The sequence below is a fragment of the Micromonospora echinospora genome (assembly GCF_900091495.1).
Classification (GTDB): domain Bacteria; phylum Actinomycetota; class Actinomycetes; order Mycobacteriales; family Micromonosporaceae; genus Micromonospora; species Micromonospora echinospora.
In genome coordinates this window covers 6,669,415-6,691,120 of sequence record NZ_LT607413.1, presented here as the reverse complement: position 1 = coordinate 6,691,120, position 21,706 = coordinate 6,669,415, and the positions used below count along the sequence as shown (strand labels likewise).

General features: G+C 73.2%; 21 protein-coding genes and 2 riboswitches. Of the genes, 9 read left to right on the top strand and 12 right to left on the bottom strand.

Annotated features, from left to right (window positions below):
* Positions 1-13: 13 nt before the first annotated feature.
* Positions 14-1,243 (bottom strand): DUF2786 domain-containing protein, encoded by a 1,230-nt coding sequence (locus GA0070618_RS28635; protein ID WP_088984399.1) that lies wholly within the window; start codon positions 1,241-1,243, stop codon positions 14-16.
* A 972-nt stretch (positions 1,244-2,215) separates the two neighbouring features.
* Between GA0070618_RS28635 and GA0070618_RS28630 the strand changes: the two genes are divergently transcribed.
* The 4 genes from GA0070618_RS28630 to GA0070618_RS28615 all read left to right on the top strand — a co-directional run bounded on the left by GA0070618_RS28630 (position 2,216) and on the right by GA0070618_RS28615 (position 6,475).
* Entirely contained in the window at positions 2,216-4,198 is a 1,983-nt protein-coding gene (locus GA0070618_RS28630) for a ricin-type beta-trefoil lectin domain protein (RefSeq protein ID WP_088984398.1), read from the top strand.
* 193 nt (positions 4,199-4,391) lie between these two features.
* On the top strand, positions 4,392-5,621 hold the full coding sequence (locus tag GA0070618_RS28625; RefSeq protein WP_088984397.1) for an ROK family transcriptional regulator: 1,230 nt from the start codon (positions 4,392-4,394) through the stop codon (positions 5,619-5,621).
* 92 nt (positions 5,622-5,713) lie between these two features.
* Entirely contained in the window at positions 5,714-6,010 is a 297-nt protein-coding gene (locus GA0070618_RS28620; protein WP_143740216.1) for a hypothetical protein, read from the top strand.
* Positions 6,011-6,181: 171 nt separating this feature from the next.
* Positions 6,182-6,475 carry a hypothetical protein gene (locus GA0070618_RS28615; RefSeq protein ID WP_088984395.1) on the top strand — a complete coding sequence of 98 codons (294 nt, stop codon included), beginning with the start codon at positions 6,182-6,184 and terminating at the stop codon, positions 6,473-6,475.
* Between the two features lie 75 nt (positions 6,476-6,550).
* Here GA0070618_RS28615 and cobN read toward each other — a convergent pair whose 3' ends face one another.
* Entirely contained in the window at positions 6,551-10,207 is a 3,657-nt protein-coding gene (gene cobN, locus GA0070618_RS28610) for a cobaltochelatase subunit CobN (RefSeq protein ID WP_088984394.1), read from the bottom strand.
* Positions 10,208-10,259: 52 nt separating this feature from the next.
* A riboswitch (cobalamin riboswitch) is annotated at positions 10,260-10,337 on the bottom strand.
* A gap of 69 nt (positions 10,338-10,406) precedes the next feature.
* Here cobN and GA0070618_RS28605 point away from each other — a divergent pair.
* The 3 genes from GA0070618_RS28605 to GA0070618_RS28595 are packed head-to-tail and all read left to right on the top strand — an operon-like array spanning position 10,407 to position 13,755.
* Positions 10,407-11,609 carry a precorrin-3B synthase gene (locus tag GA0070618_RS28605; RefSeq protein WP_088985913.1) on the top strand — a complete coding sequence of 401 codons (1,203 nt, stop codon included), beginning with the start codon at positions 10,407-10,409 and terminating at the stop codon, positions 11,607-11,609.
* Entirely contained in the window at positions 11,606-12,235 is a 630-nt protein-coding gene (locus tag GA0070618_RS28600) for a precorrin-8X methylmutase (protein WP_088984393.1), read from the top strand. Before GA0070618_RS28605 ends, GA0070618_RS28600 begins: the two co-directional genes overlap by 4 nt.
* A gap of 2 nt (positions 12,236-12,237) precedes the next feature.
* Positions 12,238-13,755: a precorrin-2 C(20)-methyltransferase gene (locus GA0070618_RS28595; protein WP_088985912.1), complete on the top strand. Its 1,518-nt coding sequence runs from the start codon at positions 12,238-12,240 to the stop codon at positions 13,753-13,755.
* A 28-nt stretch (positions 13,756-13,783) separates the two neighbouring features.
* On the opposite strand, the gene GA0070618_RS28590 is transcribed toward GA0070618_RS28595, so the two are convergent.
* Both GA0070618_RS28590 and GA0070618_RS28585 read right to left on the bottom strand, forming a co-directional pair.
* Entirely contained in the window at positions 13,784-14,560 is a 777-nt protein-coding gene (locus GA0070618_RS28590; RefSeq protein ID WP_269148513.1) for an MMPL family transporter, read from the bottom strand.
* Entirely contained in the window at positions 14,541-15,077 is a 537-nt protein-coding gene (locus GA0070618_RS28585; protein WP_088984392.1) for a pyridoxamine 5'-phosphate oxidase family protein, read from the bottom strand. Before GA0070618_RS28585 ends, GA0070618_RS28590 begins: the two co-directional genes overlap by 20 nt.
* A gap of 250 nt (positions 15,078-15,327) precedes the next feature.
* Between GA0070618_RS28585 and GA0070618_RS28580 the strand changes: the two genes are divergently transcribed.
* Positions 15,328-15,540, top strand: a complete 213-nt coding sequence (locus GA0070618_RS28580) for a tyrosine-type recombinase/integrase (protein WP_269148512.1) — start codon at positions 15,328-15,330, stop codon at positions 15,538-15,540.
* Between the two features lie 44 nt (positions 15,541-15,584).
* Here GA0070618_RS28580 and GA0070618_RS28575 read toward each other — a convergent pair whose 3' ends face one another.
* On the bottom strand, positions 15,585-15,923 hold the full coding sequence (locus tag GA0070618_RS28575) for a hypothetical protein (RefSeq protein WP_088984390.1): 339 nt from the start codon (positions 15,921-15,923) through the stop codon (positions 15,585-15,587).
* Between the two features lie 634 nt (positions 15,924-16,557).
* Here GA0070618_RS28575 and GA0070618_RS28570 point away from each other — a divergent pair.
* Entirely contained in the window at positions 16,558-17,052 is a 495-nt protein-coding gene (locus GA0070618_RS28570; protein WP_088984389.1) for a GNAT family N-acetyltransferase, read from the top strand.
* A gap of 69 nt (positions 17,053-17,121) precedes the next feature.
* Here the strand turns inward: GA0070618_RS28570 and GA0070618_RS28565 are convergent, their stop codons facing one another.
* From GA0070618_RS28565 to GA0070618_RS28540, 7 genes are all read right to left on the bottom strand, one after another.
* Entirely contained in the window at positions 17,122-17,430 is a 309-nt protein-coding gene (locus GA0070618_RS28565) for a hypothetical protein (RefSeq protein WP_143740281.1), read from the bottom strand.
* Between the two features lie 68 nt (positions 17,431-17,498).
* Positions 17,499-17,792, bottom strand: a complete 294-nt coding sequence (locus GA0070618_RS33745) for a hypothetical protein (RefSeq protein ID WP_143740280.1) — start codon at positions 17,790-17,792, stop codon at positions 17,499-17,501.
* A gap of 193 nt (positions 17,793-17,985) precedes the next feature.
* Positions 17,986-18,798, bottom strand: coding sequence for a cobalt-precorrin-6A reductase (locus GA0070618_RS28560; protein WP_088984387.1), 813 nt, complete (start codon positions 18,796-18,798; stop codon positions 17,986-17,988).
* A complete protein-coding gene (locus tag GA0070618_RS28555) occupies positions 18,795-19,616 on the bottom strand; it encodes an energy-coupling factor ABC transporter ATP-binding protein (RefSeq protein WP_088985911.1) in 822 nt (273 codons plus the stop codon). Before GA0070618_RS28555 ends, GA0070618_RS28560 begins: the two co-directional genes overlap by 4 nt.
* A 17-nt stretch (positions 19,617-19,633) precedes the next feature.
* Positions 19,634-20,380, bottom strand: a complete 747-nt coding sequence (gene cbiQ / locus GA0070618_RS28550; RefSeq protein ID WP_088984386.1) for a cobalt ECF transporter T component CbiQ — start codon at positions 20,378-20,380, stop codon at positions 19,634-19,636.
* Positions 20,380-20,697: an energy-coupling factor ABC transporter substrate-binding protein gene (locus GA0070618_RS28545; RefSeq protein WP_088984385.1), complete on the bottom strand. Its 318-nt coding sequence runs from the start codon at positions 20,695-20,697 to the stop codon at positions 20,380-20,382. Before GA0070618_RS28545 ends, cbiQ begins: the two co-directional genes overlap by 1 nt.
* Positions 20,694-21,374: an energy-coupling factor ABC transporter permease gene (locus tag GA0070618_RS28540; protein ID WP_088984384.1), complete on the bottom strand. Its 681-nt coding sequence runs from the start codon at positions 21,372-21,374 to the stop codon at positions 20,694-20,696. Before GA0070618_RS28540 ends, GA0070618_RS28545 begins: the two co-directional genes overlap by 4 nt.
* A 30-nt stretch (positions 21,375-21,404) precedes the next feature.
* Positions 21,405-21,574, bottom strand: a riboswitch (cobalamin riboswitch).
* Positions 21,575-21,706 lie beyond the last annotated feature (132 nt).

Sequence of the window (21,706 nt, the reverse complement as noted above, 5' to 3'; positions counted from 1 at the left end):
CCCCGGAGCGTGGTCAGCGGCCCGGCCGCGCTCCGGGGCCCCGGCCGTCGCGCAGCCGCCGGGACGGCGGGGCGGTGGCCTCCAGCACCGCCCGGTCGGCGGCGGCGGTGCCGGAGGACCAGCCCTCGGCGTCCCGGATGGTCAGCCGGCCCTGGGTGACGCCCGGGAAGAGCGTCTCCGCCCGTTGCCGGACCGCGTCGGAGCGGCTGGCCAGCACCGGCAGCAGGCGGTCGCCACCCTCGGCCCGCGCCGCCTCCTGACTGGTGCGCTCGGTGGCGGCCCGCAGCCGTTCCCCGATGCGCAGCGCGTAGGCGTGCAGGAAGGAGTCGTCGTACTCGCGGGTGCGCCGGCTGCTCGTCGCCCGCCGCTCGGCCCGGCCGCGCAGCATCGCCGAGGTCGCCTGCACCAGCAGTGAGGTGTAGAGCACCTCCACCGCGTCGAGGTCGGCCGGGAAGCCCAGCACGGTGCTGAAGCCGAGGTTGTCGGACCAGACCGCCGCACACCGGTTCGCCGTCGCGACCTCCTGCACCAGCAGCGCCTTCGCCCCCGCGTACGGCGGATCCGTGCCGAGCCGGACGCCGCCCGGCTGGTCGGCCGGACCGGTGTCGAGCAGGACCCGGTCGATGCTGTGCCGGGCCATCAGCTCCTGGGCCTTCGCGGTCAGCGCCTCCGCCTCGGCCGGGTAGCCCGTCGACTCGGCCTTGGCCAGCAGGGCACGGACCCGGTCGAGCATCCGGGACCCGCTGGGCCCCGGCGGGGCCGTGGCGCCGGCCGCGCCGGGCGGCGGCCGGAGCACCGCCACCGGCGGCAGCGCGTCGAGCACCGCCAGCACCTCGACCACCTCCCGCAGCGCGGTCACCCGGTCCAGCCGTTCCCGAGCGGTCCAGTCGGCCAGGTGGCGGGCGTCGTCGTCCCACCACACCCGGGCGTCGAGGGAGGTGAGCTGCGCGTCCCACCACGCGGGTACGGCAGCGTGACCGCGCCGGTCGGCGGCGAGCACGTCGGCCAGCAGACGGGCCGGCCGGGCGCCCGCCCGCCGGGCCACGATGCGGGCCACGTCCACCGGCTGCCAGCCGCGCGGCCACAACCGGCCCACGGCGCGCGTCAAACGGGCGGCGAGGGCCGCGTCCACCACGGCCGGGTCACCCACGACCAGCCGGTCGAGCTGCCGCTCCGCGAGTCGTACGTCGGTGCCGCGCGCCGCCGCGAGCGCGTCGCTGATCAGCGCGTCGACGTCCGGCACCGCAGGCTCCCTCTGACCGGTTCCGGCCACGTCTCGATCGGGGCGGCCGTCCTCGGTCGCCCTCGGACACGCTACCGCCGACCGTCGGTACCTCCGGTGCGCGGGTCGGGGCGACCCCCTGACGCTCGGCGACTCGGCGGCTGTGGCGGCGCGGCGGCTGTGGCGGTCGTCGGGCGGCGCGCCGGGGAGGCGGACCTTCCGCTGGCCTCCTCTGGAGCTGCCCCGGCTGTGCGCCCGGACGGACCGTGCAGTACCTTCACGCTGTCGGCCGGGACGCTATCCGGACCGCACGGTACCTCCGCGCCGTCGGCCGGGACGCTATCCGAACCGTGCGGTACCTCCACGCTGTCGGCCGGGACGCTATCCGGACCGCACGGTACCTCCGCACCGTCGGCCGGGACGTCGTCGGCCGTTGTGGCCCGCCGGGGACGGTGTCGCCGCCCCGGCACCGGCCGGCCGCCCGACGCCGGCCGCCCGACGCCGGCCGCCCGACGCCGGCCGCCCGACGCTGGTCACCCGACGCTGGCGGACGTGCTGCCCCGTCTGTGCGGGCAGCTCCACAGTCTCCGTGGCGGGGCCTGGCCGGCCCCGCCGCCGCGCCCGGCTGCGATGCCCGAACGGCTCCGGTCCGCGAACGGCTCCGGTCCGCGAACGGCGCGCGGACACCACGGCCAGCGGTTCGGGCCTCGCTGCTTCCGTTACGGATTGTATTAAGGCGTGAAAAAAGTGCCCGCCATTCATTGACACACGTCTCTGTTCGGTGTTTCCTTCCTGGTACCGAGGTCGTGGCGTCCGGGCAGCGTCCGACAGCGGACCGGAACACCGGCAGGCACGCAGCCGTCCCCGCGTGCCCGGACCCAGCCGAGGACGGTGGCCCTCCGGGCGCGACCGGGGTCTGCACGCCGCGCGTCGGCGGCCGGCGCCCTGTGCGCCGCCGGCAGGCGTGACCACCCCACGAGCGAGGGAGACGCCATGCCCCGAGCAGCCAGCCCACCCCCGGCACGGTCCGGCCCCGACCCGGCGGGTCGACCCGTCGGCCTCCCCGGCCGTCGCCGGTCACACGTCCGGCGCACCGCCCTGACGGCCGGTGGCCTGACGGTCGCGGTGGTTGCGGCCCTGGTCGGCATCACCGCCGCGCCGTCGGCCCTGGCCGCCGGAGAGTCCGTCACCGTCCACCTGACCACCACGTCGGACTCCGGTGGCCGGACCGTGACCCGTGGTCTCCAGCAGCAGCCCTCGGTGAACTTCGCGGCGAACAGCGCCCCCGCGACCCACACCATCTCCGTCGACGAGAACATCCGTCACCAGCAGTTCGTCGGGGCGGGTGCGTCGATCACCGACACGACGGCGTACCTGTTCCGGGGCGGACCGATCAGCGCCGCCACCCGGGACGCGGTCATGCGGAAGCTGTTCCACCCGGTGGACGGGATCGGCCTGTCGTTCGTCCGCAACCCGATCGGGGCCTCGGACCTGTCCCGGCCCGGCCACGTGTCCCTCGACGACACCTGCTGCGACCTGAACGACTTCGGCGCCAACGGGTACGACACGAACGTGCGACTGCTGACCCAGCAGGCCAAGCAGCTCAACCCGCAGTTGCGGGTCAAGGGCGTGCCGTGGAGCGCGCCGGGCTGGATGAAGGACAACGGCCGGATGGACCAGATGGGCTGGCTGAAGTGGGAGTACTACCCGCTGTACGCCCAGTACCTGGTCAGGTACGTCCAGTCGTACCAGGCGGCGGGTGTCCCGGTGGACTACCTCTCGGTGCAGAACGAGCCGAACTGCTGCCAGGCGGCCAACCCGCCGGCGATGAACTACCCCGGCATGTCGTGGAACCCGTCAGGGCTGGTGGAGTTCACCAAGAACCACCTGTACCCGGCGTTCCGGGCCGCCGGCATCACCACCAAGGTGATGCACTTCGACTGGAACTACGGCGACTACGGCAGCTTCGGCTCCCAGATCGTGGCCGACACCGCCCTGCGCAACGACCCGCTGTCGGCCGGCATCGCCTGGCACGACTACTTCGGCAGCCCGTCGGTGGGCACGCAGGTGCGCCAGCAGTACCCGTCGATGACGCAGTTCAACACCGAGCACTCCGGCGGCACCTGGGTCACCAACCAGCACAACGAGGACATGGGCGACATCATCGAGCACGCGCGCAACTGGTCGAGCGCGGAGGTGAAGTGGAGCCTGGCGCTCAACCAGAACATGGGCCCGCACAACGGCGGCTGCGGCACCTGCACCGGACTGGTCACCGTCCAGGAGGGGGGCAGCCGGGCCGGCCAGGTCGACTACACGATCGAGTACTACACGATGGGCCACCTGACCAAGTTCGTGAAGCCCGGCGCCCACCGCATCGACTCCACCGACAACGGCACCGTGCAGAACGTCGCGTACGTCAACCCCGACGGCTCGAAGGCCCTGATCGCCCACAACGGCGGCACCGGCAGCCAGTCGATCCGGGTGCTCTGGGGCGGACAGTCCTTCACCTACACCCTGCCGGCCCGCACCTCGGCGACGTTCACCTGGTCGGGTGACCAGTCCGGCGGCCCGACGACGCCACCCCCGAGCGGAGGCACCGGCCCGATCACCGGTCTGGCCGGCAAGTGCGTCGACGTGGCCGGCGCGGGCACCGCGAACGGCACGGCGGTGCAGCTCTACGCGTGCAACGGCACCGCCGCCCAGCGGTGGACCCGGGCGACCGACGGAACCCTCCGCGCCCTCGGCAAGTGCCTGGACGTGGCCGGGCCCAGCACGGCCGACGGCGCGCAGACACACCTGTGGGACTGCCACGGCGGCGCCTCGCAGAGGTGGACGTACACCGCCAACCGTGAGCTGGTCAACGCGTACGCCAACAAGTGCCTCGACGTGACCGACCGCAACTCCGCCGACGGCACCCGCCTCCAGATCTGGACCTGCCAGGGCGACACCAACCAGAAGTGGACCGTACCCGCGTAGCGGCGCGGCACCAGCGGGAGTGCCGGCGCTTCCTCGGCGGCGGCGCTCCGGGCGGGCCGGAGCGGAACTCCGGTCCGCACGCCGGGGAGCCGGCACTGCCCGGCCGGCTCCCCGGCCTACCGTCGCCGGACAGGTGCCGGCACACCACCGGTGTCCGGGCGGCCCGGCGCCGCCGGAGCAGGGAGCAGGACAGGTGGACGCGAAGCGAGCGACCTCGCGGGACATCCGACGGCGCAACCGCGCGGTGCTGCTGTCCCGCATCTACTTCGACGGGCCGCTGAGCCAGCAGGAACTCGTCCACGACACGGGGCTCAGCGGGGGCACCGTCAGCAACCTCGTCGGTGAGATGGGCGCGGAGGGCCTGATCGAGGAGGCGGGCTCGGCCGACTCCGACGGTGGTCGTCCGCGCACCCTGCTGCGCGTGCGGCCGACGTACGGCCACCTGGTGGGGGTGGACGTCGGCGAGACCCGGGTGCAGGTCGAACTCTTCGACCTGTCGATGGGACCGCTGGCCAAGGCGGACTTCCCACTCGAACCCCGGGACCGGCGGGGCCGGGACCCCGACCTGGTCGTCCGGCACATCCTCGCCGGACTTGACCAGGTGGTGGAGACCGCTGGGGTGAGTCGACGTTCCCTGTACGGCGTCGGCATCGGCGTGCCGGGGGTGGTCGAGCAGGGCCACGAGGCGGTCGTGCACGCCCAGACGTTCGGGTGGACGGCCGTACCGCTGGAGGCCATGCTGCGGGACGGCGTCGACGCCGCGATCCACATCGACAACGGCGCCAAGACGCTGGGCCAGGCCGAACTGTGGTTCGGCGCCGGCCGCGACGTCCGGCACGCGGTGGTCGCCCTGGTCGGGTCCGGGGTGGGCGCCGCCGTCATGACCAACGGCGTCAGCTATCGCGGGGCCAGCAGCAGCGCCGGCGAGTGGGGCCACACCACGATCGTCTACGGTGGCCGACCCTGCCGGTGCGGGGCGCGGGGCTGCCTGGAGGCCTACGTGGGGGCGGAGGGCGTGCTGGACCGCTGGCGGCAGGCGGGGCGCGGACCCGACTGGTCGGGTGCGGACGAGGAATCGGAGCTCGCGGCCCTGCTCGCGGCGGCCGACACCTCGGAGGTCGCGGCGCGCGTGCTCCACGACACCGCCGGCTACCTGGGGGCCGGCATCGCCAACCTGATCAACCTGTTCAATCCGGAGCGGATCGTGCTCGGCGGCTGGGCGGGACTGGCGCTGGGCGGCCGCTTGCTGCCGGAGATCCGCGCCGCGGCGGCGGCCCACGCGCTGCGTCACCCGTACGCGCAGACCACGATCGACCTGTGCCGGTTGGGTCCGGACGCGGTGTCCGTCGGTGCCGCGACGCTTCCGATCGCCCGCCTGCTGGACAGCGGCGGCACCCGTCCCACCTCCCTCGTCACCAGGTGAGGCCGGGCCGTTTGGGGAGGGCTTCCGGTACCTGCCCGGCGTGCGTCGTGTCCATAATCGGGATCGACACGGGAACCATCGGAAGGATGCAAGTGAAACGTCGACTTGTGCACGTGATGGCGGCCCTGACCGTCGTACTCGCCGGTTCGGCCGTCGTGGCGACGCCGGCTGCGGCGAGTGACCGGTTCGGCTTCGTGTGCAACCTGAAGGAGAACACCTGGCTGCGCACGGCGCCCCACGGCTCCGTGCTGCTCACCCTGACGGCGGGGCGTGGGTTCCGCTGGCACGGGGAGGTCTGGGCCATCGACGACGACACCTGGATCTACGGCCACGGCGCCGAGCACCCGTCGATCGACGGCTGGGTCCCGGCCCGCAACACCACCTGCTGAAAAGCTGTCCCGGACAGGGGTGGCCGCATCGCCTGCGGCCACCCCTGTCCGCTTGTGTGTGTGGGGGGATGAGAAGCGACGAGGGCCGGTTGGTGAGGGCTTCCCATGTCGGTCGACGTGCTACCTGATCACAATGGGAACCGCAACTGCCCACAGTGGAAGGAAACACGAGTGAAGCGTCGGCTTCTGCACGTGATGGCGGCCGTGACCGTCGTCCTCGCCGGTTCGGCCGTGGTGGCCGCGCCGGCCTCGGCGAGTGACGCGCCCGGCACCATCTGCCTCCTGAAGGAGAACACCTGGTTGCGTGACATGCCGCACGGCTCGGTGCTGCGGACCCTGACCGCCGGGCGCGGGTTCCGGTATCACGGATCGGGCTGGATCGGAGACGACGTCTGGATCTACGGCCACGGTGCCGAGTACCCGGACATCGACGGCTGGGTGCCAGCCGGCAACACCACCTGCTGAGGTCGCGCTCCGCGTAACCCGTGGCACTCCTGTCGCCGTCCCGCCCGGCGTGGTCCGGACGGGACGGCGACAGGCTCAGTCGCCGTCCTCCAGGTCGCCCTCGACCTCCAGGTACGCCTGCCGCAGCGCGTCCATCAGCTCCGGATCGGGCTTGGCCCACAGTCCCCGGTCGGCGGCCTCGGTGAGCCGCTCGACGATGCCGCGCAGCGCCCACGGGTTCGACCGGCGCAGGAAGCGCTGGTTCTCCTCGTCCAGCACGTAGCTCTGGGCGAGCTGCTCGTACATCCAGTCGGTGACCACTCCGGCGGTGGCGTCGTAGCCGAAGAGGTAGTCGACGGTCGCGGCCATCTCGAACGCGCCCTTGTAGCCGTGCCGGCGCATCGCCGCCATCCACCGCGGGTTCACCACCCGGGCCCGGAACACCCGCGCGGTCTCCTCGGTCAGCGACCGGGTCCGCACCGCGTCCGGCGTGGTGCTGTCGCCGATGTACGCCCGGGGCGCCTGCCCGGTCAACGCCCGCACCGTGGCGATCATGCCGCCGTGGTACTGGAAGTAGTCGTCGGAGTCGGCGATGTCGTGCTCGCGGGTGTCGGTGTTCTTCGCCGCCACCGCGATCCGCCGGTACGCCGACTCCATGTCCTGCCGGGCCGGGCGACCCTCCAGGCCGCGTCCGTAGGCGAAGCCGCCCCAGACGGTGTACACCTCGGCCAGGTCGGCGTCGTCCCGCCAGTTTCCGCTGTCGATCAGCGGCAGCAGGCCCGCCCCGTACGCCCCGGGCTGGGAGCCGAAGATCCGGGTGGTGGCCCGCCGCTCGTCGCCGTGCTCACCGAGGTCGGCGCGGGCGTGCGCGGCGAGGTAGTTCTCCTCGTCCGGCTCGTCGAGGGCCGCCACGGCCCGGATCGCGTCGTCGAGCAGGAGCACCACGTGCGGGAAGGCGTCCCGGAAGAACCCGCTGATCCGTACCGTCACGTCGATGCGGGGCCGACCCAGGTCGGCGAGGGGCACGACCTCGAAGCCGGTGACCCGCCGGGACATCTCGTCCCAGGTCGGCTGCACGCCGATCAGCGCGAGGACCTCGGCGATGTCGTCGCCGGCGGTGCGCATCGCCGAGGTGCCCCACACCGAGAGCCCGACCGACCGGGGCCACTCGCCGGTGTCCCGGCGGTACCGCTCCGCCAGCGAGGTGGCCATCGCCTGCCCGGTCTCCCAGGCCAGCCGGCTCGGGATCGCCTTCGGGTCGACGGTGTAGAAGTTCCGGCCGGTCGGCAGCACGTTGACCAGCCCGCGCAGCGGGGAGCCGCTCGGCCCGGCCGGGACGTACCCGCCGTCGAGGGCGTGCAGCACCGCGTCCAGCTCGCCGGTGGTGCCGGCGAGGCGGGGCGCGACCTCGGTCGCGGCGAAGGTCAGCACCGCCCGGACGGCCTCGCCCTGCGGCGCGTCGTCGCCGAGCACCTCGGCGCAGACCCCGGCCACGGCCTCCGGAGCCCAGCCGTGCCGTTCCATCGCCTCGGCGAGTCGCCGGGCGAGGGCCTCGACCCGGTCCACCTCGGCGGTCTGCTCGGCGGTCGTCTCGTCCAGCCCGAGCGCGGTCCGCAGCCCAGGCACCGCGCCGACCTGGCCGCCGAAGACCTGCCGGGCGCGCAGGATGGCCAGGATCAGGTTGACCCGTGCCTCCCCGGTCGGCGCCGCCCCGAGCACGTGCAGGCCGTCGCGGATCTGCGCGTCCTTGATCTCGCAGAGCCAGCCGTCGACGTGCAGCAGGAACTCGTCGAACTCGGCGTCGTGCGGGCGCTGGTCCAGCCCGAGGTCGTGGTCGAGGCGGGCAGCCTGGATGAGCGTCCAGATCTGCTGGCGGATCGCCGGCAGCTTCGCCGGGTCCATGGTGGAGATGTTGGCGTACTCGTCGAGCAACTGCTCCAGCCGGGCGATGTCGCCGTAGCTCTCCGCCCGCGCCATCGGCGGGACCAGGTGGTCGACGATGGTGGCGTGCGCCCGGCGCTTGGCCTGCGCGCCCTCACCCGGGTCGTTGACCAGGAACGGGTAGATCAGCGGCAGCTCGCCGAGGACGGCGTCCGGCCCGCACGAGGCGGAGAGGCCGATGTTCTTGCCGGGCAGCCACTCCAGCGAGCCGTGCTTGCCCAGGTGCACCACGGCGTGCGCGCCGAACTCCTCGTCCAGCCACCGGTAGGCGGCCAGGTAGTGGTGCGTCGGCGGGAGGTCCGGGTCGTGGTAGATGGCCACCGGGTTCTCCCCGAACCCGCGCGGCGGCTGGATCATCAGCAGCACGTTCCCGGCGCGCAGACCGGCCAGCACGATGTCCCCGTCGGGGTTGGCCGACCGGTCGACGAACAGCTCACCCGGGGCCGGACCCCAGTGCTCGGTCATCGCCTCCCGCAGGTCCTCCGGCAGCGCGTCGAACCAGCGGCGGTAGGTGGCCGCCGGCACCCGCACCGGGTTGCCGGCCAGCTTCTCCTCGGTGAGCCACTCCGGATCCTGCCCACCGGCGGCGATCAGGGCGTGGATGAAACGGTCGCCGTCGGCGTCGTCGCCGTCCCCGCCGGGTACCAGACCAGGCAGCGCGTCGGGACCGTCGACCGGGCCGACGTCGTACCCCCGGTCGCGCAGCTCCCGCAGCAGGCGGACCGCGCTGGCCGGGGTGTCCAGGCCGACCGCGTTGCCCACCCGCGCGTGCTTGGTCGGGTACGCCGAGAGCACCACCGCGATGCGCCGCTGCGCCGGCGGGACGTGCCGCAGCCGGGCGTGCCGCACGGCGATGCCGGCCACCCGCCGGGCCCGCTCCGGGTCGGCCACGTAGTGCGGCAGCCCGTCGGCGTCGGTCTCCTTGAACGAGAACGGCACGGTGATCAGCCGACCGTCGAACTCCGGCACCGCGACCTGGGTGGCGGCGTCCAGCGGGCTCAGCCCGTCGTCGCTCTCGGCCCACGTCCGCCGGTCGCTGGTCAGCGCGAGCGCCTGGATGATCGGCACGTCCAACGCGGCCAGCGCGCCCACGTCCCAGGCGTCGTCGTCCCCACCGGCGGACACCTCCGCCGGTCGGGTGCCACCGGCGGCGAGCACCGTGACCAGCAGCGCGTCCGCCCGGCCGAGGGTGCGCAACAGCTCGGCGTCGGCGGTACGCAGGCTCGCGCAGTACACCGGCAGCGGCACCCCGCCGGCGTCCTCGATCGCCGCGCAGAGCCCCTCGACGAACGCGGTGTTGCCGCTGAGCTGGTGCGCCCGGTAGTAGAGGACCGCCACGGTCGGCCCGTCGACCTCGCGGGCGTCCCGCTCCAGCACCCCCCAGGTGGGCTGCTCGGCCGGCGGCGCGAAGCCCTGCCCGGTCAGCAGCACCGTGTCGCCGAGGAAGGCGTGCAGTTCGCGGAGATTGTCCGGTCCGCCCTGGGCGAGGTAGGCGTGCGCCTCGGTGGCGATGCCCTGCGGCACCGTGGAGCGGGCCATCAGGTCCGCGTCGGGCAGCGCCTCGCCGCCGAGCGCCACCACCGGAACGTCCCCGGCGAGCAGGGTGTCCAGCCCCTGCTGCCACATCCGGTAACCGCCGAGGATCCGGACGACCACCAGGTCGACGCCGTCGAGCAGCGCGGTCAGCTCGGCCGGGTCGTCGCCGAGCCGGGCCGGGTTGGCCAGCCGGTAGTCCGCCGCGCTGGCCCGCGCGCTCAGCAGGTCGGTGTCCGAGGTGGACAAGAGCAGGATCGAGACGTCGCGGCCAGACATGGCTGACTCCTCCCCGGGTCCGCGCCCGTGGTCGTCGGTCGCGGCCAGCCGAAGTGTCTGGCTCCCGGGCCGGCGGTGACGCCGATCCGGTGACAGTGGCGGGACCGCCCCGGACTCGCACCGGGTTCCTCCGCGCCGACCGCGTGATGCTGATCTCGGCGCGGATCCGCGCCAAGTGCCACGACTCTACGATGACGAGGTGCCTGATGTCTCCTCCCCGTCCCGTCGTCCCGCCGACGACCGGTGCCCGGGAGCGCTCCGCGCCCACCAGGCCGCCGACGGGGCACTGGTCCGCGTCCGGATTCCCGGCGGCCGGATCGCCCCCGCCCAGCTGCGGTGTCTGTCCACGGCGGCGCGCCGGGACGGTGACGGCACGCTGGAGCTGACGTCCCGGGGCAACGTGCAGGTGCGCGGCATCACCGACCCGGACGGCGTCGACCGGATCGCGTCCGCGCTGGCCGGGGTGGGCCTGCTGCCCAGCGCCACCCACGAGCGGGTCCGCAACATCGTCGCCTCGCCGCTGAGCGGCCTGGACGCCGCCGGCCGCGCCGACGTACGCCCGCTGGTGGGGGCGGTGGACGCCGCGCTCTGTGCCGCCGCCGACCTCGCCGGGCTCAGCGGCCGGTTCCTGATCGCCCTCGACGACGGCCGGGGCGACGTCACCGGTCTCGGCGCGGACCTCTGCTGGACGGCCGGCACCGGCGCGCTGCTGGTCGGCGGCCGGGACGTCGGCCTGCGGGTCACCACCGACGTGCCCGCCGCGCTGGTCACCGCTGCCCGGGTGTTTCACCGGCTCTGCGCCGGACGTAGCGGGTTGTGGCGGATCGCCGACCTGCCGGACGCGCCGGCCGCGATCACCGCCGCGCTGGACGGCCCGCACGCCGCGCCGGTGACGCCACCCCACGGCGCGCCGCCGCCGGTCGGCGTCCACCCCGACGGCTTCACCGTCGTCGCGGCTCCGCTCGGCCGGCTCACCGCCGACCAGGCCGACACGCTCGCCACCGTCGCCGCCGACGACCCCGCGCTGGTGGTGACCCCGTGGCGCACCGTGGTCGTCGGGTCGGCCCAGCCCACGGCGGTGTCCACGCTGGCCGCCGCCGGACTCGTCGTCGACCCGGCCTCGCCGTGGGTCGGGGTGACCTCCTGCACCGGCCGTCCGGGCTGCGAGAAGTCCCTGGCCGACGTCCGGGCCGACGCCACCGCCGCCCTCGCCGCCGCCGCTCCCCGCTCCCCGGAGGCGCTGCCGCTGCACTGGGCCGGCTGCGACCGGTGCTGCGGACGGCCGGCGGGGCCGGTGGCCCTGGCGGTGGCCACCGGCTCGGGATACCGTGTCGCGGGCCCGGCGGGGGAACACCACGGGCCGATCGGCGTCCGACTGGCACAGGCACGGGGAGCACAGTGAGCTACGACTACGTCCGCGAGGGCGCCGAGATCTACCGGCGCTCCTTCGCCACCATCCGGGCCGAGGCCGACCTGTCCCGGCTGCCCGCTGACGTCGCCCAGGTCGTCGTCCGGATGATCCACGCCTGCGGCATGGTCGACCTCGTCGACGACGTGGAGGCCCACCCGGACGTGGTCTCCGCCGGCCGGGCCGCCCTGGCGGCCGGCGCGCCGATCCTCTGCGACGCGGCCATGGTCGCCGCCGGGGTCACCCGCGCCCGGCTGCCCGTCGACAACGAGGTGGTCTGCACCCTGCGGGACCCGGCCGTGCCGGACCTGGCCCGACGCCTCGACACCACCCGCAGCGCCGCCGCCATGGAGCTGTGGCGGGACCGGCTCGACGGCGCGGTCGTCGCCATCGGCAACGCCCCGACCGCGCTGTTCCGGCTGCTGGAAATGATCGACGAGGGCGCCGGCCGGCCGGCCGCGATCGTGGGGGTGCCGGTCGGCTTCATCGGCGCCGTCGAGTCCAAACAGGCCCTCGCGGCGCATCCGGCGGGTATCCCGTACCTGGTCGTGCACGGTCGGCGGGGCGGCAGCGCGGTCACCGCCGCGGCTGTCAACGGCATCGCTAACGAGGTGGAGTGAACGTGTCCACAACCGGAAAGCTCTACGGCGTCGGTGTCGGTCCCGGTGACCCCGAGCTGCTCACCGTCAAGGCCGCCCGGCTGATCGCCGAGGCCGACGTGGTCGCCTACTACTCCGCCCGGCACGGCCGCAGCATCGCCCGCTCGATCGCCGAGGGCCTGCTGCGCGAGCACCACGTGGAGGAACCGCTGGTCTACCCGGTGACCACCGAGGACACCGACGAACCGGGCGGCTACGAGGGCGTCATCCGGCAGTTCTACGACGACAGCGCCGAACGGCTCGCCGTCCATCTCGCCGCCGGGCGCACCGTCGTGGTCCTCTGCGCCGGTGACCCGATGTTCTACGGCTCCTACATGTACCTGCACGAGCGCCTCGCCCACCGGTTCCCGGCGGAGGTGGTGCCGGGCGTGACCTCGGTCAGCGCCGCGTCGGCCGTCCTCGGCCGGCCCCTGGTGGAACGGGACGAGGTGCTGACCATCCTGCCGGGCACCCTGCCCGCCGAGGAGCTGTCCCGCCGCCTCGCCGACACCGACGCCGCCGCCGTGCTCAAGCTCGGCCGGACCTTCGACAACGTCCGCGCCGCCCTCGACGACGCCGGCCGCCTGCCGGAGACCTGGTACGTCGAGCGGGCCACCTCGTCCCGGAGCCGGCACGCCCCGCTGGCGGACGTCCCCGCCGACGAGGTGCCGTACTTCTCGCTGGCGATGCTGCCCAGCCCCACCAGCGCGGCGGCCCGCGACGACCTGCCCGCCCCGGCCCCGACCACCGGCCGGGGCGAGGTCACCGTGATCGGCCTCGGCCCGGCCGGACCCCGCTGGCTCACCCCGGAGGTGGCCCGGGCGCTGCGCGAGGCCGAGCACCTCGTCGGCTACGGCCCGTACGTCGACCGGGTGCCGGTCCGTCCCGGGCAGCAGCGGCACACCTCCGGCAACCAGGTGGAGACCGAACGGGCCGCCCACGCCCTCGAACTGGCGCTCGACGGCGCCCGGGTGGTGGTCGTCTCCTCCGGTGACCCGGGGGTGTTCGCGATGGCCAGCGCCGTCTACGAGGTGGCCACCGGCCAGCCCCGGTTCGCCGGGGTGCCGGTGCGGGTCCTGCCCGGACTCACCGCCGCCCAGGCCGCCGCGAGCCGCATCGGCGCGCCGCTCGGGCACGACTTCGCGGTGATGTCCCTCTCCGACCGGCTGAAGCCGTGGCCGGTCATCGAGTCCCGCCTCGCCGCCGCCTCGGCGGCGGACCTGGTGCTCGCCCTCTACAACCCGGCCTCGGCGAGTCGCCGCTGGCAGGTGGGCGCGGCCAAGGACGTCCTGCTGCGCCACCGCGACCCGAAGACCCCGGTGGTCGTCGCGCGGGACGTGGGCCGTCCGGGGGAGCAGATCACCGTGGTGTCGTTGGGCGACCTCGACCCGGAGACGGTCGACATGAAGTGCCTGTTGATCATCGGCTCGTCCACCACCCAGGTCAGCACCCGGGGGGACGACTCGGTGGTGGTCTGGACGCCCCGCACCTACCCGGCCTGACGCGACGACCCGGCCCGGGTGACGCAGCTCAGCGACCACCCGGGCCGCGCCGGCGCTGGGTGGTCGAGGTCGGCCTGGACTCGTCCCCTGGCATGCCCAGTTGCAACGACGCAGCAGGGATCGCGAGCCCGCCGAGCAGTACCACACCCAGGGCCAGGACCTTGATCGGGTGGCGAAGCACCAGCCGCGCCGGGGGCTTCTCGCTGGTGGTGGCCACTTCACCGCGGCGAGCGGAACGGGACAGCACCTTGTCGGGCACAAAGCCCAGGACAGCCGGCACCAGAGTCAGCGCGACCAGGACGGCCACCACCACTGCCGCGACAGCGGCCAGCCCTATCTTGGTCAGCATCGGCATACCGATCACCGCCATTCCGGCGAGCGCGATCACCACGGTCAGACCGGCGAAGGCCACGGCGGAGCCAGCGGTGCCCGCCGCCAGGGAAACCGCGTCGACCCCGGAAAGGCCGCGGGTACGTTCCTCGCGGGATCGGGAGACCACGAACAGGGCGTAGTCGATTCCTACGGCAAGACCCAACATCATCGCCATGGTGCCGGTGGTCGCCGACAGGCCGAACGCATTGCTGACCGCCAGGATCGACATCATGCTCACCGCCACCCCGACCAGTGCGGTCACCAGTGGCAGACCCGCGGCGACCAAGGACCCGAAGGCGACCACCAGGATCACCGCAGCCAGCCCGATGGCGATGATCTCAGCGACACCCCCACCCCCGCCGACACCAGATCTCTCATCACGTGGCTGGTCCCGATGCGGCCCGTGCTGCGGATCAGGACTGGGACGCCGCAGTGAGCTTTGCGATGTCGGGGGCGTAGACGGTCATCCAGTGCGGATGTAGCCGGTAGTAGACCACGTCGTTTTCCCAGTCGAAGAAGTCGTCGCCGTCGCCGTAGAAGTCCTTGAGGTACGCGAGCAGGTCGGGCCAGTCCGCGGCCGGCTCGCCGTCCTGGGGGTTGAGGATCTCCACCTTGCCGTGCGTGAACACGCCTAGGTCCTCACCGCGCATATGCGCGGCGCTGACGGCGGGCCGCGCCGCGAGATGGCGCGCCTTGGCGGCGTTGCGCGCCGTGCCAAAGTGCCACTTCCCGTGCAGGAAGTGCCCGTCCGCACCGCTGATCCGTGGCTCGCCCTTCGCCGTCACGGTGGACAGGGCGAGGGTACGCATGCCGGTGAGGACCTGGGTGAGCTGCTCCGCGGTCAGTGTGCTTTCAGCCTTGATGATCGAGCGGAGGTGCGAGGTGGAGCGGGAGAGGGAGGCGTCAAGGAGGGCCTGAAGCTCTTGGAGGTCTTCTGAAGTTTCGCGCATGGATGTCCTTATCTATCCCATATGTACCCGTGGTGCCCAGTCCGCGCCATCGACGCCGACCGGTGAAGCCATACTCGACCCGAAGTCTGACATCGTGTGTCATATTTCTTCCTCTGTCTTGCGGACATCACCGCCCCGGTAATCATCGGCAGGATGCCCGGCCATGGATCCCCTGACGGGACGCCAGCACAGACGCCGATGGCCGAGCCCCACACCACCCACCAAGATCCACTAGCGGCTACTCAAGCGGCTGGCGAAGACCGCCGGGATCTCGGTCACCATGAGCCCGCACGTGCTGCGGCACACCTGCGCGACCCTCTCCCGCGACGCCGGAGCCCGCCTGGAGGACATCCAGGACCAGCTCGGTCACGCCGATGTCCGCACCACCCGCCGCTACGACCACGGCGGTGCCCGCCTCGACCGGTCCCCGGCCTACACCCTCGCCGGCTACCTCACCGGTTGACGGCCCGGAGGCGGGGGCAAGGCCGCCTTGCCCCCGCCTGGGTCTCAGTCGGGCGTGAGCCAGCGGGAGACCGCGTCGGTGAAGACCACCTCGTACGGAAGCCCTCGTAGGTCGTCCGCGGTCACCTCCAGGCCGCGAGCCTGGGCCAGCTCGGCCAGCCATGACCAGGGGTGTTCCTCTCCGGACTCCTCGTCGTCGGGAAGCACGACGGTCAGGACGTCCTGGGTGAGGCTGTCCCGAGTCTCGTGCAGCGGGATAGCGCCACCACCTGGGGCTCCGGTTGATCGGGCGGTGAGAGTGAGCCCACGTTCCGCGTGCAGGAGCACGCGCCGGCCGTCCTCCAGCTTCACGAACTCACTGACGATGAAGCTGCGGGTGCACACATCCTCGGGGTAGGCCCGTGCGAGATCGCAGGTGGCGCCCAAGCCGACAATGCGGCCGGGTTCGACCCGGGGAAGATTGGTGGGAGCGCGGTAGGCACCCGGGTACGGGCGCCAGCCTGCTTCCTCGCTGCTCACTGTCGCACTCCCGACGTTCCCGTGGCCGCTTCTACTGACACTTGCACAAACCGTGTCATCTGATCACGGGTTACGACGTCGTGGGGAAGTAGCGGCGGTTGGTGATCAGGGGCTACACGGGAGGTCCAGGGGATCCCCGTAGTACATCTCAGAGGGGTCGGCGATACCGGGCAGGTCGACATCAGTGACGGCCCTCCAGCCGACGTCCGTGCTGCTGGAGCAGTTCATTCTCGCCGTGGCTCGGTTGCCTGAACCGCCTCCTGCGGCGTAGTCGCCCGAGCCTGAGGCAACGGTGACCCATCGGCATCCGAAGGGATCGCACCAGAACGCCTGCAAGTAGACGTCCACGTTCGCCTTGCCCGGAGACAGGCACCGTCCGGGTGGCACCACGCCGGGCTCCGCGCTACCCACCGGCGTCGGGCTCCAGTGACGCGTGCCGGGACACCCCGTCGCCCGGATACGGGTTGCCTGCTCGCCGCGTCTGCGGAACCCTCTCCGCATGGTCGATACCCGTGTGCTCGGCGTGGGCGATTGGCGGCTGTGGCGGGAGCTGCGGCTCGCGGCGCTGGCGGAGGCCGGGTACGCCTTCGGCGCTCAACTGGCGGACTGGCAGGGCGACGGCGACCGTCAGGAACGCTGGCGCGGGCGACTGGCCATCCCCGGCTCGTACAACGTTGTGGCCGTGCTCGACGGGCGACCCGCCGGGATGGCCAGCGGGGTGCCGACCGGCCACGACGGGATCGTCGAGCTGATCTCGATGTACGTGGCGCCTGCGGGACGTGGCCGAGGCGTGGGCGACCACCTCGTGCGGGCGGTCGAGCAGTGGGCCCGGCTGGTGGGCGCGCGGACGCTGCGGCTGGCCGTGGTGGAGGGCAACGAGCACGCCTGGGCCCTCTACCAGCGGCACGGCTTCCGTAACACGGGTGAACTCGGTGACCTCATGCCCGACGGCGTGCGCCGTGAGCACGTCATGACCAAGAGCCTTGTGGGTTAGCGGTGGGCCACCGGTCGAAGGACTCCGACCGGAGGTCACCCGGTCGGTAAGCAGCGAACCGCTGTCGGGTCAGACGAGCCGGAGGATCTCTACGAGTTGGGAGAAGGTCGGGGCGACGGCCCGCCAGGAGCATTGCTTCGGGTCGGTCCAGAAGTCGCTGACGACGACCCGGGGATCGGCGGGGTCGGTGCGATAGTCGAGGGCCATCGCGACGTCATCACCGGGGATGCGGTCGACCGCGATGAAGACTGCCTGCTCCGCGTCGAGCCAGGGCAGCTCGACGCCGACGGTGGAGATGCTGCCCCGGGTTTGCCGGAACAGGTGCGAGGGAGGCGGGTCGTCGGCGAGTTCGGTGAGCGTTCTGCTCTCGCGGCGCATCGAATCGACGTTGGCGAGAAAGGCCAGGGGGAGACTCGAACCAGGGCGTGAGATCACGTAGAACGTCGTCACCGGGGCGCGTGGCGCCACTCGTCCCGGCGCACGCGGAACTCGGCCTTGGCCTGGTCCATGGCGTCCTCCAGCGAGTCGTGGAGAGTGTCGGTCATCTCCTCGCCGGTGGCATCGCAGTAGAAGAGGTACACCCGTGGCTCGTCGCCGGCGTACTGCACCAGGCGCAGCGACACCGGCGGAGGGACCTCGACCCTGGGCCCGCCCGGGTGGCCGTAGTAGTGACGGGTGAATCCTGTCGGACGGTGTCGCTCCGTCAACCGTATCTCGGCCACCGTCCTCTCTCCCGACATGATCAGGATGCTAGTCCAGCACTGGCCGAACCCGAGTCGAACTTCGGGTGCCAGCGCCGGGGATCCGCCGTGCCCGGCCTGCCGTGTCTGCCAACGGTGGCCGGGAACACCTGGCCGCTGTACCAGGTGGCGCGGTGACCGACGAGGATGTCGTAGCCGTCGGCCCGGATCCACTCGGCGGGGCAGTCCCCCATCACCCCGCCGGCAGGTGCCGGTCCAGCCAGCGCACCGCGTCGTCGACCGTGGTGACCGTCGCGGGCGGGCGGGCCGGTGCCGGCCGGTCGATCATCAGCACCGGCAGGCCGAGCCGACGGGCGGCGGTCAGCTTCGCCTCGGTGAGCGCACCGCCGCTGTCCTTGGTGACCACTACGTCGATGCGGTGCTCGCGGATCAGATCGGTCTCCCCGTCCACGGTGTAGGGGCCTCGACTGCGCAGCAGCCGTACGTGCGCCGGCACCGGCTCGTCCGGGGCGTCCACCACCCGGGCGAGGAACCACAGGTCCGCCAGGGGAGCGAACGCGGCCAGGCTCTGCCGGCCGGTGGTCAGCAGCACCCGCCGCCCCAGCGCCGGCAACGCGGCCACCGCGCCGGGCAGGTCGGGCACCCGGTGCCAGCGGTCGCCCGGCTGCGCCGTCCAGCCCGGACGCTCCAGGCGCAGGTGTGGCACGCCCGCCGTGGCGGCGGCCTCGATGCCGGAGACCCGCATCCGCGCCGCGTACGGGTGGGTGGCGTCGACCACCGCGTCGATCCGGTGCTCGTCCAGCCAGGCGGCCAGGCCGGCCGCGCCGCCGAAACCACCGATGCGCACCTCACCGACCGGCAGCCGGGGCTCGGCCACCCGTCCGGCCAGCGAGGAGGCGACCGCGACGTCCGGCCGGGCGGTGACCGCCGCCGCGAGGGCGCGGGCCTCGGCCGTCCCGCCGAGGATCAGCAGCCGCCATCTCGGGACGCGGCGCGCTTCACGGCGGTCGGTACCCGTCGGTCCGGGATTGTCGTCGACGGTCATACGGCCCCTTCTTCGGTGGTCGCCAGCAGGGCCGCCAGTTCGGCGGCGGAGCGGGGGCGGGCCCCGGACAGGTGGGGCAACCGGTCGATCAGCCGGTGCACCAGGGGCGCCCAGGCGGGGGTCAGCCGCGCCGCCGCGAGCAGCTCCGGGTCGGCCAGCGCCTCGGTGGTCGGCACCCGGCGCACGCCGCCGCCGGCCACGACCACCACCTCGTCCGCCCACCGGAACGCGAGGTCGACGTCGTGGGTGGAGACCAGGATGGTGGTCCCGGCGGCGTGCAGGTCGTCGAGGGTGCGCAGCAGCGCCTCCACGCCCGCCGGGTCGAGTCCGGCGGTCGGCTCGTCGAGGATCAGCAGCTCCGGTCGGAGCGCCACCGCTCCGGCGATGGCGACCCGCTTGCGTTGGCCGTACGACAGCAGGTGGGTGGGGCGGTCGGCCAGCGCGGTGACCTGCAACGCGGCCAGCGCCTCGTCGCAGCGCTGTCGCACCTGCCTCGGATCGAGGCCGAGGTTCATCGGCCCGAACGAGACGTCTTGGCGGACGTTGGCGGAGAACAACTGGTCGTCCGGGTCCTGGAGCACCAGCTGCACCCGCTGCCGCAGCTCCAGCAGGCCCGACCGGGTGCGTCGCACCGGCGTGCCGGCCACCTCGATCCGCCCGGCGTCCGGGGCGAGCGCGCCGACCGCGAGTCGGAACAGGGTGGTCTTCCCGCCGCCGTTGGGCCCCACCACGGCCAGCCGCTGACCGGGCAGGACGGCCAGGTCGACGCCGGTGAGCACGGGTTGGCGGGGCTGGTAGGCGAAGTCCACGCCGGACATCCGCAGCAGTGGTCCGGTCACCGCCACAGCCCACCGGAAACGGCCGTCAGGGCCACGATCGACGCCAACAGCGCGACGGACGCGACCACGAAGGCCGGGGAGAGCCGCCGGACCTCCACCTGTACCGCCAGTGACCCGGTGTAGCCGCGTACTGCCAGTCCCTCCTCCAGGCGGCGGGCCCGGGTGAAGGCCCGGACGAAGATCGCCCCCGCCTGCCCGGCCAGGGACCGGTGCGCCGTGCGCCAGGTCCGGTAGCCCAGCCGCGCCGCCTGCGCCTCGCGTACCGCGCGCACGCTGTCGACCAGCAGGAACAGCATCCGGTACGTCAGCGCGGCGACCTCGGTCACCGCCGCCGGGACCCCGAGCCGGACCAGCCTCGGCAGGACGTCGGACAGGGGGGTGGTGGCGCTGAACAGCAGCAGGCACAGCAGGGCCGCCGCCGCGCGGCCGGTCGTCGTGGCCGCCGTCCCGACCCCGGCCGGGTTCCAGCCCAGCCGGGTCGGGGAGTGCACGGAGACCAGCAGCGGCACCGCGGAGGTGGCAATGAACAGCGCCGGCACCCGGGCCGCCCGCAGCAGCACCGGCACCGGAACCCGGGCCGGACCGACCAGCAGCAGCGCGGCGGCGGTGCCCGCCAACGCGGCGCCCGGCCACGTCGGCAGGGCCACCGCGCACCCCAGCAGGCCCAGCGCCAGCAGTGCCTTCTCGCCCGGGTGCCGTACCCGCCAGGGACCGGTGTGCGCGGCGACGTCGAGGGCGAACACTAGCCGTTGGCGGCGTCGGCGTCGCGCAGCCGCTGTCGGGTGCGGGCGACCCCGAAGTAGTAGCCGAGGAACCCGGCGCCCACCGCCGCCTGGAGGGCGAACAGGCCCGACTCGATTTCACCGGAGGGCGGCTCGTAGATGGAGGAGAACCACGGTTCGTAGTCCGGGTGGTCGGCGACGATCCTCTCCTCGGCCTGGGCGTCCGCCCCGGTGAACGGCTCCTCGGCCGAACCGCCGAGCCCGAGCACCAGCGGGGCCACCGCCAGCGCGACCACCGCCAGCAGCAGGAGCAGGTTGACCCGTCCGAAGCGCTTCACGCCGCTACCTCCTGGGGCTTGCGCAGCACGCCGAGGCGCCGCAGCTCGTCTCCGCTGACCCGGGTGAGCAGCCGCACCACCAGCACCGACAGCAGCCCCTCGCTGATCGCCAGGGGGATCTGGGTGACGGCGAAGATCCCACCGAACTTGACCACCGCGCCGAGGAAGCCGGACGTCGGGTCGGGGAACGCCAGCGCGAGCTGCACGCTGGTGACGCAGTACGTCGCCAGCCCGCCCAGCGCGGCGGCCAGGAACACCGCCACGTCCAGGCTGCCACCCAGGCGGCGGGCCAGCAGGTAGACGCCGTACGCCACCCACGGGCCGACGATCGCCATCGAGAAGATGTTCGCGCCCAGTGTGCTCAGCCCGCCGTGGGCCAGCAGGACCGCCTGGAACAGCAGCACGATGCCGCCGAGGACGCTCATCACCGGTGGTCGGAACAGCACCGCGCCGAGGCCGGTGCCGGTGGGGTGGGAACAGGACCCGGTCACCGACGGGATCTTCAGGGCCGAGAGCGCGAAGGTGAAGGCACCCGCCGCTCCCAGCAACAACTTGGACTCCGGGTCCTGCCGGACCTGCCGGACGAGAGCCCGGCTGCCGTGGACGACAAAGGGTGCGGACACCGCGAACCATGCCGCTGCCTGCACCGGGGGTAGGTACCCCTCGGCGATGTGCATCGAAGACCTTCCTCTCCAGCACCTCGTGGACGAGATCACACCGTCAAGGCCGGTCTCCTGGCTCCCGGATCGACGCTTCCTCCGGCCTTCCCAGGCCGTCGGCCTAGTGGCGCAAGTCGGAGGTCACTCCCCGGTCACAGTGGCGAGGGCCGCGCCGGTCTTCCACCGGCTTCCCGAGCACCTTGACGGCGAGAGGCTATCGACCGGCGACCGGCGGGGGCAAGAGCGGTGATCCACCTGCGGCTGACAGCCGGGTCCCCGGTGGCCGGCGGCGGTGCCCGAGGCGCAGGTCAAGCAGGGGGCACCGGTTGTGATGATCACCCCTCGGGCCG

Bases quoted from the DNA above. Each gene is read 5' to 3' on its own strand.
- GA0070618_RS28630 (WP_088984398.1), top strand. From the start codon at position 2,216: ATGCCCCGAGCAGCCAGCCCACCCCCGGCACGGTCCGGCCCCGACCCG.
- cobN (WP_088984394.1), bottom strand. From the start codon at position 10,207: ATGTCTGGCCGCGACGTCTCGATCCTGCTCTTGTCCACCTCGGACACC.
- GA0070618_RS28585 (WP_088984392.1), bottom strand. From the start codon at position 15,077: ATGCGCGAAACTTCAGAAGACCTCCAAGAGCTTCAGGCCCTCCTTGAC.
- GA0070618_RS28570 (WP_088984389.1), top strand. From the start codon at position 16,558: ATGGTCGATACCCGTGTGCTCGGCGTGGGCGATTGGCGGCTGTGGCGG.
- GA0070618_RS28565 (WP_143740281.1), bottom strand. From the start codon at position 17,430: ATGCGCCGCGAGAGCAGAACGCTCACCGAACTCGCCGACGACCCGCCT.
- GA0070618_RS33745 (WP_143740280.1), bottom strand. From the start codon at position 17,792: ATGTCGGGAGAGAGGACGGTGGCCGAGATACGGTTGACGGAGCGACAC.
- GA0070618_RS28560 (WP_088984387.1), bottom strand. From the start codon at position 18,798: ATGACCGTCGACGACAATCCCGGACCGACGGGTACCGACCGCCGTGAA.
- GA0070618_RS28555 (WP_088985911.1), bottom strand. From the start codon at position 19,616: ATGTCCGGCGTGGACTTCGCCTACCAGCCCCGCCAACCCGTGCTCACC.
- GA0070618_RS28540 (WP_088984384.1), bottom strand. From the start codon at position 21,374: ATGCACATCGCCGAGGGGTACCTACCCCCGGTGCAGGCAGCGGCATGG.